This window comes from Humibacter albus DSM 18994, assembly GCF_000421825.1.
Lineage (GTDB): Bacteria > Actinomycetota > Actinomycetes > Actinomycetales > Microbacteriaceae > Humibacter > Humibacter albus.
Window position 1 is genome coordinate 116,855 of record NZ_ATXT01000019.1, and the last position, 15,214, is coordinate 132,068.

Consider the following 15,214-nt stretch of genomic DNA (forward strand, 5'->3'; position numbering starts at 1 on the left):
GTGGAACGCGCCGACGCCACCGCGGAAGAATGCAACAGCCCGGCCGAACATGCGCCTTCGACCACCGGGAGCGCCGCCGCGAACGCGTTCCGCGCGCAGGCTCGCCCAGGTTCGTGAGGAACGTGAACACGAACTGGTAGCCAGCAGTCAATGAGCGGACCGCCTTCTACCCCCTGTTGAACCACCGCTTGGAGTTCACTGCACAGGCATCTCAGCCACGGGTCGAGAACCGTCGTCGGCCGACGACGAGAGCGCCACCCGCGGCGAGGAGCAGGCCACCGCCGAGCAGCCACGGCACAGCATCGCTCCCGGTCGCAGCCAGTGAGGCCGACGAGACAGTCACCGGTCTGCTTGAGGTCGACCCGGTGTTCGAGGCCGGGGTCGCGCTCCACTGCGCATAGACATCCACAACGCTGCCGCTCGAGCCGAAGTCGGTGTCTGCCGAGAGGAGGCTCCCACCGTTCGCCGTCGCGGACCAACCGTCGAGTGTGTGGGCTGCATACGTGGGGAAGTCCGTGCCGGACGCGGCCAGTGCATCCAGTGCCTGACCGAGCGTGGAGGCCTGGAAGGACCACTGCTGCGACGTTCCGTTGTTCGCGTGCAGGATCCCCGTCGCGGCCGCCTGCGGGACCACCGCCGACAGCGGGGTATCGGCACCGATCACGCTCGTGGAAGCCAGCGCGAATCCTGCGCCCGCGCCACCCAGCGCACCGTCGGCACCCGCGACGCCGTCTGCGCCGTCGGCACCCGCGACCCCGGGTACCGGTATCCCGAGAAGCGTCGCGCCACCGGCGCCGCCAGCTCCGCCGGTTCCGGCGGCACCGCCCGAACCGCCGACTCCAGGAGTGCCGGGTCGCGCGGAAACGTCCCCGCCGAATACGGTCAACGCGCCGGTGCTGACGAAGCCGGCGCCGCCGTCACCGCCGGCACCTCCCGCGCCACCGTCTCCACCCGAGCCGCCATTTCCGCCGACACCGCCCACCGCCGTGCCCTGCGGCGCTACGGGCTCCGCCGTGCCGCCAACGCCGCCGGAACCGCCCGCCATGCCTGCGCCCCCCGCACCACCGGCGCCACCGACGCCGCCCGTTCCTATCACCTCGCTGCCGTCGTTCACGCTGATCTGGCCGCTATTCGAAACCCCGGTGCCGCCGGTGCCGCCAGTGCCGCCGTTTGGGCCACTGCCGCCGCTGCCGCCGTTCCCTCCCGCGCCGCCTATGGTGAATGCAAGTTGCCCCTGTGTGGTGGCCGAACCACCGGCTCCCCCGTTTCCGCCGTTCCCGGCCATCCCAGCGGCTCCTCCGTCCCCACCGCTGCCGCCGACGGCCGTTGCGCCATCAACAGACGCAGTCGCAGCGCCACCCGCACCCCCGACACCGCCGTCTCCTCCGGCAGCTCCGGATCCACCGTTGCCACCCGGTCCACCTATGGCGTCACTCGCCGCTGAGAGCGCGAGGCCGCCATTGCCGCCCGCGCCACCGGATTGTCCGAGCTCGCGTCCCGCGCCTCCGGGCGCACCAGGGCCACCGAATGCGCTGTCTTCACGATGGTCGCTAGCACCACTCGAGCCATTCGCTGCGCTGCCGCTCGGTCCCGGCGACATTCCAGTCGCCCCGCCCACGCCGGCACCGCCGACGAACGACGCTGAGCCGCCGCCCGTGATCCTGAGGGTCGCACCCTGCTCGACCGTCAACGCGGTCTCGCCAGCGGGCGCGGTCACACTCAGCGGGTGACCGGCCAGGTCGAGGATGAGCGTTCCGCCGGTCAGGTCCAGCACGAGATCGGACACCGAAATTTCTTGGGTGAGCGTGGCGGTCACGGTCTGTCCGACAGCAGCATCCTCGAATGCCCGGCTCAGACCATCGCCGTCGGAGACCGTGACGGCGGATGTCGCGGCCTGCGCCGGCGGTGCTGACAGCAACGCGAACCCGCACGCCGCGACGACGGTCGTCGCGGCGCCGCAGACCCGCCAGGTTGTGCGGATGACCCGGCCCTGGATCCGGCCGTGCCGTCCGGACGCCTCGCGTGGATACATGTGTCGCGCTCCCCTCATCACCAGGCCCCGCACATCCTCCCATCGGCTCGGCAACCGAAACAGGGTTCTGCCGCAGATGACCCTTCAACGGGGGTACGGGATCGGATGCTCGGTCGGCCGGACGCGACCCCGCGCGTCCTGTACAACGGATTGCGGCGTAGGCGTCAGCCCCGGCGCTCGAGCGCCTGCTCCACGTCGGCCAGCAGATCGCGCACGTCCTCGATGCCGACCGAGAGGCGCACGACGTTCGCCGGCACCTCGAGCTCGGTGCCGCGCACCGAGGCGTGCGTCATCTCGCTCGGATACCCAATGAGCGATTCGACTCCGCCGAGTGATTCGGCCAGCTGGAACACCGCGGTGGACTCCACGAAGCGGCGCGCGGCATCCGGTCCGCCCTTCAGCGCGACCGACAGCATCCCACCGAAGGCCGACATCTGCCTGGCCGCCAACTCGTGTCCGGGATGTGTCGGCAGGCCGGGGTAGTAGACGTTCTCGACCGCCGGATGCCCGACCAGCGCCTCCGCGATCGCCTGCGCGTTCTCGGAATGGCGTCGCAGTCGCACGTCGAGCGTCTTGATGCCCCGCACCGTGAGCCACGACTCCATCGGCGCTGCGATGGCTCCGGCGGCGAACTGCTGGAAGCCGACCTTCTCGGCCAGCTCGCCCTCACGGAGCACGAGCGCGCCGCCGATCACGTCGGAGTGGCCGCCGAGATATTTGGTGGTCGAGTGCACAACCACGTCGGCGCCGAGCGCCAGCGGCTGCTGCAGCGCCGGCGACGCGAACGTATTGTCCACCACGACCAACGCGCCCGCGGCGTAGCCGAGCTCGGCCAGCGCGGCGATGTCGCTGATCTTCATCAGCGGGTTGCTCGGGGTTTCGATCCAGAGCAGCTTCGTGCCATCCGTCGCGAGCGCGGTGCGCACGGCATCCAGGTCGGTGAGGTCGACCGCGGTGTTGCGGATGCCCCAGTCGCCGTGGATGCGCTGGATCAGCCGGTGCGTGCCCCCGTAGACGTCGTTTCCCAGCACGAGGTGGTCACCGGGACGCAGCGCCGAGCGCAGGAGGGCATCCTCGGCGGCGAGGCCGGACGCGAAGGCGAACGCGCGGTCTCCGCCCTCGAGTGCTGCGAGAACGGTCTCGAGGGATGTGCGGGTCGGGTTGCCCGACCGGCCGTACTCATAGCCGCCGCGCAGACCGCCGACGCCGTCTTGCACGAAGGTCGACGACTGGTAGATGGGCGGGACGACGGCTCCTGTAGTCGGGTCGAACGCTTGCCCGGCGTGGATGGCACGGGTGGCGAATCCTTCAGCGGTGCTCTCGGTCATGATCGGCTTTCCGTTGCGGTGGTCGTGGTATCAGCGAGTGAGGAAGGCGAGCAGGTCGGCGCGGGTGATGACCGAGAGCGGCTTGCCCTCGTCGGTGACGAGCAGCGCGCTCGCCTCGCCCAGCGCGGCACGGGCCGCGCCCACGGTCTCGTTCACCCCGATCAGCGGCAGCGGAGGCGCCACGACGGAACCGACGCTGTCGGAGAGCTTCGCCTCGCCGGCGAACACGCGGTCGAGCAGCGACTGCTCGTCGACCGATCCCACGACCTCGCCGATCACGACCGGCGGCTCCGCACTCAGAATCGGCAACTGGCTCACGCCGAACTCGGTCATGATCGCCATGGCGTCGTGCACGGTGTCGCTCGGATGCCCGTGCACCAGATCCGGAAGCGCCCCCGACTTCGTCGCGATCACGTCGCGCACCGTCGCCTCGCCGGAGACGTCGCTGAAGCCGTAGGAGCGCATCCAGGAGTCGTTGAAGATCTTGCCGAGGTATCCGCGGCCGCCATCGGGCAGCAGCACGACGACCACGTCGTTCTCACTCAGATCGCGGGCCGCGCGTATCGCCGCGACCACGGCCATGCCGCTGGATCCGCCCACGAGCAGACCTTCCTCACGGGCGAGCCGGCGTGTCATGGCGAACGAGTCCGCGTCCGAGACCGCGATGATCTCATCGGGAACGGAGGGATCGTACGCGGGCGGCCAGAAGTCTTCGCCGACCCCCTCGACCAGGTACGGCCGCCCGGTGCCACCGGAATACACCGATCCCTCCGGGTCCGCACCGACGATGTGCACGCGCCCCTCCGATACCTCCTTGAGGTAACGGCCGGTTCCCGTGATGGTCCCACCCGTGCCGACACCGGCGACGAAGTGTGTGACCTTGCCCTCGGTGTCGCGCCAGATCTCCGGGCCGGTGGTCTCGTAGTGACTGCGTGGCCCGTTCGGGTTCGCGTACTGGTTCGGCTTGTAGGCGCCCGGAATCTCGCGCACCAGACGATCCGAGACGCTGTAGTACGAGTCGGGGTCGTCGGGCGCGACGGATGTCGGCGTCACAACGATCTCGGCGCCGTATGCGGTGAGCACGTTGCGCTTGTCTTCACCGACCTTGTCGGGCAGCACGAAGATGCAACGATATCCGCGCTGCTGCGCCACGAGCCCGAGGCCGACCCCGGTGTTGCCGCTGGTGGGCTCCACGATCGTGCCGCCCGGCTTCAGCAGACCGTCGCGTTCGGCGGCGTCGATGATCCGCTCGGCGATGCGATCCTTGCTCGATCCGCCCGGATTCAGGTACTCGACCTTCACGAGAACCGTGGCGCGAATGCCCTCGGTCACGTGGTTCAGGCGCACCAGCGGCGTGTTGCCGATGAGGTCGGTGATGGAGGCGGCGAACTTCATGTGTTGTCCTGAGTGTCAGTGCGAGCAGTCTCGGTGCGTGCGCACGGGTCGGTCGTCGGTCGGATGCGACGCGCACAACCCTCAGCTTTCTGCGGGAGGCGCGTGATTCAGCGACGACAACAGCTCAAGAACACGACATCCACCCTAAGGCACTCCTGACGATTCTCCACATCGCGCAGGCTGATCCCTTTCGTAGACTGATCCGCATGTCGGTCTCGTCGCTCACGAACACCGCACAGGACTACCTCAAGGTCATCTGGAGCGCGACCGAGTGGGAGCCCGTCCCGATGACGGTGACCGCACTCGCGGCACGCGTGGGGGTGCGCGCGGCGACCGTCTCCGACGGCGTGCGCCGCCTCACCGAGCAGGGGCTCGTGGTGCATGAGCCCTACGGCGCCGTCGAGCTCACTGCGGCGGGTCGGGCGCACGCGCTGGCCATGGTGCGGCGTCACCGCCTGATCGAGACTTTTCTCGTCGAGACGCTCGGCTACCCGTGGGACGAGGTGCACGACGAGGCGGAGGTGCTCGAGCACGCCGTTTCTGACGCGCTGGTCGATCGCATCGACGCGACGCTCGGGCATCCGGTGCGCGATCCGCACGGCGACCCGATCCCCACTTCGGACGGCGATCCGCGTACGCCGAAGGCCGTGCGTCTCACCCGGGCGGAGCCCGGCGTTCGGCTGACGGTCGTGCGCATCTCGGACGCCGACCCGGCCGTGCTGCGTTACCTGGCCGAGCGCGGCATCCGGTTGGATGCCCGCGCCTCCCTCCTCGAGGTGCGTCCCTTCGCGGGCGACATCGTCGTGTCGATCGACGACGCCGAACCGACGACGCTCGGCTCGGCCGCCGCCGATGCGATCTGGGTCGCCTCCGCGTCCTGAGCACCCACCGCCCGACCGCCCGACCGCGCGGCCGACCGAGCGCCCGAGCGCCCAACCTCGGCCCCGGCCCCGGCCCCGGCCCCGACCCCGGCCGAACACTATTTCAGGACATGTGGGACCAGACGTCGTATACATCGATCTGACTCGATATGGCCTGAAATAGTGTCGCCGCCGACCGGGCAGCGGCGCTGACGGCGCCCGGCCGCCACTCAACCGACGGGAGCGACGGCCTCGGACCCCCGGACCTCGGCGGGCTCCCGTGGCACGAGCGGCACGGCCGCCACCGGCGCCAGGGCGACGAGCGCGAACGCGAACGGATACCCGACCAGCGTGATGAGGCCGCCGACGGCGGGCCCCACGATCGAGGCGGCCAGAAACTGCCCCGTGTTCTGCGTGCCGAGCGCGCGTCCCGACCAATGCGGTCCGGCGATCTCTGCCACCGCTGTATACGCGAGTCCGTTGTCGGCGACCGTGATCGTGGCGGCCACGATGAGCCCGCCTGCCGCCGCCCATTCCGGAGCCTCCGCGGCCGCGGCCAGCAGAAGCATCACGCCGGCCGCGGCCCATGCCACCCACCGCAGCGGGCGCAATCGGCTGCCCACGCGGTCGGACAGTACACCGATCGCGACGCGGCCCAGCGCTCCGACGAACTGTGACACACCGACGACGATGCCGGCAGCGGTGGCGCTCATGCCCTCGTCGGCGGTCAACCAGATAAGCCCGAAGATCGACACCGTGAACTGCGGCACGACGAGCAACGCCGACGCCAGGTGGATGCGCACCAGCCCCACGCGGGACCGATATGGATTTAGCGACCGACCGCCGGCATCCGCGCCCGGACGCGCCGCTCGTGGCGGGTCGACGATCACGATCGCGCTCAGTACGGCGAGCACGGCCGTGAGCACGAGCGGTAGCACCATGGCCGCGCCCACGCCCCCGGCTGCGGCCAGCGGCGGGATCGCCACCGCCGCCACCGCGACCCCCAGCGGCTGGCACATCTGGCGGATGCCCATGGCGAGCCCGCGCCGCTCCCGACGGAACCAGCCGACCACCACGCGGCCGCTGGCCGCGTTCGTGCTCCCGGATGCCGCGCCACCGAGCAGCAGGAATCCGCCCAGCCCCAGGTAGCCGGATGCGGTCATCGCGCCGAGTGCGGCGAGCGCGGTCAGCGCCATTCCGCCCGCGATCACCCAGCGCTCGCCGACGCGGTCGGTCAGCGCACCCCAGGCCACGAGCGTCAACACCAGCCCGAGTGTGGGCGCCGACGCCAGCAGCCCCGCCTGCGCCAGTGGCACGCCGCGCTCGGTGTGCAGCAGCGGGATGAGGAACGCCGGAGCCGACTGGAAGACCGTGCCGGCGGCCTGGGCGAGCACCGCTGTTGCGAGCATCAGCCACGGGCGCGCCGATCCGATTCGCGGCGCCGAGACGGCGCGGGTAGGTCGTCTTGTCACCATGGGTTCTCCTGTCTGCCGTCCCCCGTCGTCCCGCCGCGACTCGTGCTCGCGCCTGGGCGTGCTGTTGCAGAGGTGTCGGTATACCGTATCGGTATACCGACACCTCTGCAACTCCGGACCCACGCGACACGCGTAGCCGGATCCCGCGCCTTCCGCTGCCACACAATGCGAACGTCGCACGGGCGAAGCCGCGCCCTGTGACAGCGGAAGGCGGTGGCGAGGCCCCCAGGCGCCCCATACTGGAAGAGGCGGGATCCCGCCGACGACGCGCACTACCGGGAGCGAGCATCCATGGCCCAGGCCTCACAGACGGAGTCGGTCTACGAGCAGGTGCGTCAGGCCATCCTGTCGCTCGACATCGTTCCGGGGGCCCGCCTGAGCGAGCGCGGGCTCGAGTCGGAGTTCGGCGCCAGCCGCACGCCGGTGCGCGCTGCGCTCATGCGGCTGCAGGCCGAGGGTCTCGTGGCGCGCGACGGCAGGGCGTGGCAGGCGACGCCGATCGACCTCGATGAGGTCGCGGCGCTGGCCGAGTACCGAGAGGCCGTGGAAGCGGCGGCGGCGCGGCTGGCGTGCGCACGGGCATCCGATGCCGAGCTCGAGGCGTTCGCGTCGGGGGCCGACATCGAAAGCGACGATGCGGGAGACGAACACGCCGGTATGCGCCGCGGCTCGGACTTCCACGAGGGCCTCGCGGCACTGAGCGGCAACACGTTCCTCGCTCAGGCCGTGTCGGATGCCATCACCCGCATGGCCCGTGCCCGCTGGCTCGAGATGCGCACCGAGGAGGGCCGCAACGAGGCCTGGCGGGAGCACGCCGCGATCGTGCGCGCCGTGCGGTCACGGAACGCGGATGCCGCCGCCACCGCGATCGCGCATCACACGCAGGCGAACCTCGACCGGCTGCTTGCCTCGATCAGGTCCGATCGACGCGCGTTCGGCGCCCGCGGCCTCCGCATCGTCGGGGAGTGACGCGGCGGCGAAGCCACGGCTGCCGACCGGCCTGCCTACCGTCCCCGTCAGCTCTGCGTCCCGATCTCAGCCCTCGTCCTGGTCAACCCTTCGTCGCCCCGGCCAGCAGCCCGCGCACGAAGAAGCGCTGCAACGCGAAGAACACGATGAGCGGCACCACGATCGCCAGGAACGTGCCGGCCGTGAGCAGATACCACTGCTGTCCGTAGACGCCGGAGAGATCGACCAGGAGTTTCGTCACCGGCGCGTTGTTCCCACTGGTGAAGATGGTCGCCACGAGCAGATCGTTCCACACCCACAGGAATTGGAAGATGGTGAAGGCGGCGAGCGCCGGTGTCGTCAGCGGAAGCACGATCCTCAAAAAGATCTGTCCGTGCGAGGCGCCGTCCACGCGGGCGGCCTCCATCATCTCGCGGGGCAGCGCGGCGATCGAGTTGTGCAGCATGAAGATGCAGAGCGGGAGTCCGAAGATGGTGTGCGAGATCCAGACCTCGCCGTAGTTCGCGGTGAGTCCGTTCAGGTTCAGATCGAGCCCGGAGAACAGCTGCATCCCGCCGATGCTGATCCCCTCGGTGTACAGCTTGAGCAGCGGCACCAGTGCCATCTGGATCGGCACCACCTGCATCGCGAACACGGCGATGAAGACCCAGTCACGACCGCGGAAGTCGATCCAGGCGAAGGCGTAGGCGGCGAGCGCGGCGAGGGTGATCGGGAAGACGGTCGCGGGAATGGTGATGGCGAGCGAGTTGATCAGTGCCTGGCCGACCGTGATCGTGTCGTTGAAGTTCAACGTCGAGATGTAGTTGTCGATCGTGAACTGCGGATTGGTGAACACGGTCCACCAGCCCGACGTGTTGATGTCGGCAGCCGGGCGGAACGACGAGACGAAGAGTCCGAAAGTCGGGATCGTCCAGAGCACGGCGATGATGATGGCGGCACCGGTGGCCCATGGGCTGGTCAGACGGCGATGCATGCGTCGGGCGGTCCCCTTGCCTGCGCCGTTGCCGCGGGCGCGAGTCACGGTCGGGGACGAGGTGGTGGCGGTCATCAGATCTCCTCCCGTTGCCGCTTGAGATTGTGCGCGTTGTAGATGATGAACGGCGTCACCAGCACGAGGATCAGCACCGCGAGCGCCGCCGAGTGGCCGGTCTGCGGCGGCAGGATCGAGAACTGGCGCACCATCTCGTAGCCGAGCACGGTGCTGTCGTTCTGGCCGGCCGTCGTGGTGGCGATGATGTCGTACACCTTCAGCGCCGCGATGGAGATGGTGATCCACACCACCACGATCGTGGGCCGGATGCCCGGGACCGTCACGTTCCAGAACCGCTGCCATCCGTTGGTGCCGTCGAGCATGGCCGCCTCGATCTGATCGTTCGGAACGCTCTTGATCGAGGCCGAGAGGATGACCATGGCGAAGCCGGTCTGCGACCAGATGAGAATCACGATGAGCATGAACATGTTCAGCGGATAGCTCTGCAGCCAGTTGACCGGCTGCCCCCCGAAGAGCGTCACGATCTCGTTGAGCAGCCCGATCTGGCTGCCCTGCCGGTAGTCGTAGAAGAACTTCCAGATGATGGATGCTCCGACCAGCGAGATCGCGACAGGCATGAACACGAACACCTTCAGGACCCGTTCACCCACACTGCGGTCCACGAACGCCGCGTAGGCGAGGCCGATGCCTGTCGCGATCGCCGGAGCGACCAGCGTCCAGACCAACGTATTGATGAACGCGTAGAGGCCCTGCTGTCCTGGCGAGAAGACCCAGATGTAGTTCGCGAAACCCACGAACTGTGTTCCGTCGTTGCTGAAGAACGACGAGACGATCGTCTTGATCGACGGGTAGAAGAGCCCGACGAGCAGAAGCAGTATCGCGGGTGCCATGAACGCGAAGAGCTGGATGAGATAGGCCGTGCCGTTCCGCGACCGGAAGTCGAACCAGAACAGCAGAGCACCGAGCAGCGCAGCCACGATGGCGACCCAGAAGGCGCTCGCCTCGAGTCCGAACACGAGCACGAGGGCGACCGGAACGAGCACGCAGACGACGAGCCGCATGATCGTGTAACCGCGCCCCGGCCGAGGTGCGATCTCGATGAAGAAGACCAGAAGACCCACCACCACGAGGAACGCCACGATCACGACGGGGATCTGCAACAGCGACGGGAGTGTCGCCAACCAGTTCAGCAACGCGGACATCGAATCTCGCCTCGTTCTCTCACGCGCGTACGACCGTCGGGACCGCCCACCGGTCGTACGACCGGTGGGCGGTTGATCCGGTCGCTACTTGGCCGAAGCCCAGGATGACTGGATCTGCTGTTGCACTTGCGATTGCGACGTGCCGTTGACCCAGTCGACCATGCCCTTCCAGAAGGCGGTCTCCACGACGTTCGGCATGGCGTCATCCGCGCCGAACCGGAATGTCGTGTTGGGGTCCTGCAGGAGCTTGATCGCGTTGTTGAGCAACGGGTCCGACACGTTCGAGGCATCCACACCCTTGTTCGCGCTGAGGAAGCTCGCGTCCTTGACCTTGACGAGGCTGTTCGCCCAGTCGGCGCTGGAGAGGTACTGCATGACCTTCTTCGTGGCGGCGTTGTCGTTGAATGCGGCGGCGAAGTCGCCACCGCCGGTGACCGCGTTCACCTTGCCGGTCTTCGACGGCAGCGGGAACGCCCAGATGTCGCCGTCGGGACCGATCTTCGGCACATTGCCGGCCGCCGTCTTCGTGGTGGCGAAACTGGCCTCGAGGAACGTGGCCTGGTTGGTCAGCGCGCACGTGCCGTTGGCCATCGGAGTCGCCACGTCGCCGAACGCCGTCGAGTTGATCGACGTGACGCCGCCGAAGCCCGCGTTGACGTACTTCGGGTTGAGCAGGACCTTGCCGAGCTGGGTGAAGGCGTTGCCGATCGACGAGTCAGTGAACTTGGTGTCGCCCTTCACCCACGCGTCATAGGTCTTCGGGCCGGAGAACCCGAGAACGACCTCGGCGAGTTGGTCCGCTCCCGGCCAGCCTGACGACGTGCCGGAGTTGAAGCCCGCGCACCACGGCGGCTTGCCCGTCTTCTGCTCGATGGTCGAGGTCAGGTCGAGCAGCTGCTGGTACGTCTTCGGAACGCTGACGCCCCACTTCTTGAAGTTCGACGGGCTGTACCAGACGTAACCCTTCACACTGGCATCCAGCGGCGTGGCATACATCTTGCCGCCCGAGGTGACGTATCCCTGCCAGTCGTCCGAGAAGCCCTTCTTGACGTTGGCCTTCGTGGTCGAGTCGACCGCGCTGACCTTGCCGGTCTGGATCGCGGCGGAGAGGAGGCCCGGTTGCGGGAAGAAGGCGATGTCGGGCAGCGAACCACCCTGCAGCTTCGTGGCGATGTTGGTCGTGAAGTCCTTGTCACCCGTGTAATTGATGGTGATGTCGTTCTTCTTCGCCCAGTCGGCCCAGGATGACCGGAACTCCTGTGCCTCGGTGCCGGTGTCGGGACTGTAGATCGTCACGACCGACTTGCCGGAACTGGACGAGCCGCCGGAACTGGTGCTGGAGCATCCTGCCAGCATCATGGCTCCGACGGCGAGTGCAGATGTCGCGGCGAGCAAGCGACGTGCGCGCATGAGCGTCTCCTCTCCTCGGTTTTCAAGGGCGAGCCGCTACTCCACGGAACGACCGCTGCGGCGACCCTGGGAGGCCGATGAACGGCCCCTGCCCACGTTAGTCCGACGTATGCCGACTGTCGCAAGATGGAACCGAATCGACGCATTCCGGCCGCGACATACGCCTCGCAGGTGCGCATCTGCGCATTTCGGGTAGGGATAACGCCGGATTATCGTCCCGAGATGAGACGCAGACACCGCCGGGGATTCGCTCGCTGCCCGGCGGTGTCTGACGGATTCGTGTGGCGCGGACGGCTCAGTCCGCGTCTCCAAGGCCGATCGCCTCCGCCTCGACCACCACGTCTTCCTCCGATCCGTCGGCACGACGCAGTGCCCGGCGGCCGACGATGATGATGAGCGTCGCGATCACCAGGGTGAGCGCACCGAAGAAGAACGGTACGGCGGCCCCGAACGCGTTGCCAAGCGCCGCCGCGACAGGAGGAGCGATGGCGCCACCGAGGAAGCGCACGCCGGAGTACGCCGACGACGCGACAGGACGCGGCAAGTCCGTGGCCTCCATCGAGCACTCGGTGAGCAACGTGTTGAGGATGCCGAGGAAGATGCCGCCGACGATCACGAGGACGATGATCGCTACGACCGACTGCACGAACAGAGCGATCAGCAGTAGATCGAGCGCCAGAACGGGGATCACGGCGATCAGCACTGTGGTGCGGCGCATGCGGTTGGTCAGCGCCGGGGCGATCCACACCGAGGAGATGGCCAGCGCGATTCCCCATCCGGTGAAGATCAGACCGAGCGGGATGGCGGCATCCAAACCGATTTTCGCCAGCGCGAACGGCGTATAGGCCAGGAGCACGAAGAAGCCCATGTTGTAGAACAGTGCGGCCGAGGCCATCACGCCGAGCCCGGGCTTCGCGAGCCCGCGGAACGGCGCCGTGAGCTTGGTCGGAACCGGCTTGGCCTCGGAGCCCTTGCGCAGCATGGTCGCGATCGCTACGAAACCGACCGCCATCAGCGTGGCGGTGCCGAAGAACGGCCCACGCCACGACACGTTGCCGAGGAGGCCGCCGACGAGCGGCCCGAGCGCCATGCCCAGGCCGAGCGCGGCCTCGTACAAGATGATCGCCTGCGCGGCGCCCCCGGATGCGGCGCCGACGATCGCGGCGAGCGCCGTGGAGATGAACAGCGCGTTGCCCAGGCCCCAGCCCGCCCGGAATCCGATGATGTCCCACACCGATCCGCTGGCGCCGGCGAGCGCGGCGAACACCACGATCACGGCGAGGCCGATCAGCAGCGTCTTCTTCGTGCCGATGCGGGTCGACAGCCAGCTCGTGAAGAACATGGCCGCACCCGTAATGGCGAGGTAGGTCGTGAAGAGCAGCTCGGTCTGGGCATCCGTCGCCTTCAGGCTGTGCGCGATCGCGGGCAGGATCGGGTCGACGAGGCCGATGCCCATGAACGAGACGACGCAAGCGAACGCGACGGCCCAGACGGCGATCGGCTGGTGGAGGATGCCTTTGCCTCCGGAGTGCCCGCCCGCAGCGTGGACCGGGGTGTGAAGTTCGGTGGGATTGTCGTCAGTGCGTGTCATCGGGGTGGGTCATTCGCCTTTCGCGGGAAACGTGTCGGGATCGATGTAGGCCTGATCGATGCGCGGCTGGATCAGGTCGATCGCGCGGCGCACGGTCTCGCGCTCATCGTCGGAGAGGTCGGCGAACAGGGGCTGAAGTGCGCCGGCCAGGTTCGAACGCCACTCGGTGAGCTTGAGGATGCCCTTGGCCGAGATCCCGATCTGCCACGCCCGGGCGTCGGAAGCGTCGGCGATGCGCTTGACCCATTCGCGTTCGACGAGGCCCGCCACGATCTTCGTCATGGTGGGTTGAGCGACCTGACTGTGCTGGGCGAGCTCGCCCAGACGCATCGGCCCGAACTGTTGCAGCACGGCCAGCGTGCGCCAGGTGGCGGGGCCTTCTGACCCCTGGGAACTGCGGTGGGCCAGCCGCGTGACACGGCCGGCGATCTGCACGAGGTCGGTGAGGAGGAAGTGCATCTCGGCCTCGACTCCCGCGTCACCACGCACGGGAAGCGTGATCGGTTCTGTGAGCATGGATTCCAGTATACATAGCCTTGCTATATATCTCAATTCGGCCTTACTCCAGGCGCTACAGGGTCGCACTGCATCATCGCCGCCCGACATGACGGTCCGCGCTCTCTCGCCGAAGACATCCCGCTTTGGCATGTTTTCGGGCCGATGTCCTGTTGGGCGCCAGCACGCAGGGCCTCCACGCTGGTGCCGCGGGTTGCTGGCAGCAGGCACAGCAACGACAGCAGGCACGACAAAGGGCGCCACCCCGTACGGGATGACGCCCTTGCCTGTTCCGCCCGACCCAGGGTCGGAACGGGAACGGTGCCCCTACCGGGGCGGGGACTACTTGAGGGTGACGGTGGCGCCGGCCTCTTCGAGCGAAGCCTTCGCCTTGTCGGCAGCCTCCTTGTTGACGCCCTCGAGGATCGCCTTCGGCGCGCCGTCGACGGCAGCCTTCGCGTCGCCCAGACCGAGCGAGGTCAGCTCGCGCACGACCTTGATGACCTGGATCTTCTTGTCACCGGCGGCCTCGAGGATGACGTCGAACGAGTCCTTCTCCTCGGCCTCCTCCGCGCCTGCACCGGCACCACCGGCAGCCGGAGCGGCGGCCACGGCGACGGGGGCGGCGGCGGTGACCTCGAAGGTCTCCTCGAACGCCTTGACGAACTCCGACAGCTCGATGAGCGTCAGACCCTTGAACTGCTCGAGCAGTTCCTCAGTGGAAAGCTTGTCAGCCATTTTTCTTCTCCTTGGTTTGTTGCGTTACTCACCGCGGCGAAGCATCCATTCCCGTGACAGGGAAAGCGGATGCCTACGCAGCGGACTCCTGCTTCGCACGCAGCGCGTCGACCGTGCGAACGGCCTGCGACAGCGGTGCGTTGAACAGATATGCGGCTCCGAACAGCGAGGCCTTGAAGGCACCGGCCAGCTTGGCCAGCAGCACCTCACGGGACTCGAGGTCGGCGAGCTTGCCTACCTCTTCGGCGGAAAGCGCGGCGCCATCGAAGTAGCCGCCCTTCACCACGAGAAGAGGGTTCGCCTTGGCGAAGTCGCGAAGACCCTTGGCGACGTTCACGGGGTCACCGTGCACGAACGCGATCGCGGACGGTCCGGCGAGCTCGTCGTCGAACGCCGAGATGCCGGCGTTGTTCGCCGCGATCTTGGTCAGCGTGTTCTTCACCACGGCGTAGGTCGCGTCTGCACTGATAGACCTGCGGAGCTCCTTGAGCTTCGCAACAGACAGACCGCGGTACTCGGTCAGCAGAACGGCGGTCGAGCTCTTGAACTTGTCTTCGAGCTCGGCAACCGTGGCTTCCTTGTTCGCCATGGCCACTCCTCTTACATACGAGACGCGCTGCGGATGCTGCGCGCCGCCCGAGGCCGGCCGGAGAAAGCAAAAGCTCCGTGCGCAGGCACGGAGCGTGTCGGATGCCGTCGAGCGGCCATCTTCTCGTTCTCACCTGCGC

Annotated in this window: 13 protein-coding genes; 2 read left to right on the forward strand and 11 right to left on the reverse strand. The window is 67.9% G+C overall.

What is annotated here, in order from left to right; translation table 11 throughout:
- Window positions 1–211 precede the first annotated feature (211 nt).
- From H623_RS22295 to H623_RS0116055, 3 genes are all read right to left on the reverse strand, one after another.
- A complete protein-coding gene (locus H623_RS22295; RefSeq protein ID WP_022901947.1) occupies window positions 212–2,032 on the reverse strand; it encodes an LPXTG cell wall anchor domain-containing protein in 1,821 nt (606 codons plus the stop codon).
- 164 nt (window positions 2,033–2,196) lie between these two features.
- The gene (locus H623_RS0116050) at window positions 2,197–3,360 is read right to left on the reverse strand and encodes a cystathionine gamma-synthase (RefSeq protein ID WP_022901948.1); all 1,164 of its coding nucleotides are present in this window, start codon (window positions 3,358–3,360) and stop codon (window positions 2,197–2,199) included.
- A 30-nt stretch (window positions 3,361–3,390) separates the two neighbouring features.
- Window positions 3,391–4,755 (reverse strand): cystathionine beta-synthase, encoded by a 1,365-nt coding sequence (locus tag H623_RS0116055; protein WP_022901949.1) that lies wholly within the window; start codon window positions 4,753–4,755, stop codon window positions 3,391–3,393.
- A 206-nt stretch (window positions 4,756–4,961) separates the two neighbouring features.
- Between H623_RS0116055 and H623_RS0116060 the strand changes: the two genes are divergently transcribed.
- A complete protein-coding gene (locus H623_RS0116060) occupies window positions 4,962–5,636 on the forward strand; it encodes a metal-dependent transcriptional regulator (protein WP_022901950.1) in 675 nt (224 codons plus the stop codon).
- 209 nt (window positions 5,637–5,845) lie between these two features.
- On the opposite strand, the gene H623_RS0116065 is transcribed toward H623_RS0116060, so the two are convergent.
- Window positions 5,846–7,090: an MFS transporter gene (locus H623_RS0116065; RefSeq protein WP_211218018.1), complete on the reverse strand. Its 1,245-nt coding sequence runs from the start codon at window positions 7,088–7,090 to the stop codon at window positions 5,846–5,848.
- Window positions 7,091–7,381: 291 nt separating this feature from the next.
- Between H623_RS0116065 and H623_RS0116070 the strand changes: the two genes are divergently transcribed.
- Entirely contained in the window at window positions 7,382–8,059 is a 678-nt protein-coding gene (locus tag H623_RS0116070; RefSeq protein ID WP_022901952.1) for a GntR family transcriptional regulator, read from the forward strand.
- Between the two features lie 82 nt (window positions 8,060–8,141).
- On the opposite strand, the gene H623_RS0116075 is transcribed toward H623_RS0116070, so the two are convergent.
- The 7 genes from H623_RS0116075 to rplJ all read right to left on the reverse strand — a co-directional run bounded on the left by H623_RS0116075 (window position 8,142) and on the right by rplJ (window position 15,075).
- Window positions 8,142–9,107: a carbohydrate ABC transporter permease gene (locus H623_RS0116075; protein WP_022901953.1), complete on the reverse strand. Its 966-nt coding sequence runs from the start codon at window positions 9,105–9,107 to the stop codon at window positions 8,142–8,144.
- On the reverse strand, window positions 9,107–10,252 hold the full coding sequence (locus H623_RS0116080) for a carbohydrate ABC transporter permease (RefSeq protein WP_022901954.1): 1,146 nt from the start codon (window positions 10,250–10,252) through the stop codon (window positions 9,107–9,109). The genes H623_RS0116075 and H623_RS0116080 overlap by 1 nt, the downstream gene beginning before the upstream one ends.
- A gap of 84 nt (window positions 10,253–10,336) precedes the next feature.
- Window positions 10,337–11,662 (reverse strand): ABC transporter substrate-binding protein, encoded by a 1,326-nt coding sequence (locus tag H623_RS0116085; RefSeq protein ID WP_022901955.1) that lies wholly within the window; start codon window positions 11,660–11,662, stop codon window positions 10,337–10,339.
- A 295-nt stretch (window positions 11,663–11,957) separates the two neighbouring features.
- Window positions 11,958–13,253, reverse strand: a complete 1,296-nt coding sequence (locus tag H623_RS0116090) for an MFS transporter (protein ID WP_022901956.1) — start codon at window positions 13,251–13,253, stop codon at window positions 11,958–11,960.
- A gap of 9 nt (window positions 13,254–13,262) precedes the next feature.
- Entirely contained in the window at window positions 13,263–13,769 is a 507-nt protein-coding gene (locus H623_RS0116095) for a MarR family winged helix-turn-helix transcriptional regulator (protein ID WP_022901957.1), read from the reverse strand.
- 321 nt (window positions 13,770–14,090) lie between these two features.
- Window positions 14,091–14,486: a 50S ribosomal protein L7/L12 gene (rplL, locus tag H623_RS0116100; protein WP_022901958.1), complete on the reverse strand. Its 396-nt coding sequence runs from the start codon at window positions 14,484–14,486 to the stop codon at window positions 14,091–14,093.
- Window positions 14,487–14,559: 73 nt separating this feature from the next.
- Window positions 14,560–15,075, reverse strand: coding sequence for a 50S ribosomal protein L10 (gene rplJ / locus H623_RS0116105; RefSeq protein WP_022901959.1), 516 nt, complete (start codon window positions 15,073–15,075; stop codon window positions 14,560–14,562).
- Window positions 15,076–15,214: the final 139 nt, after the last annotated feature.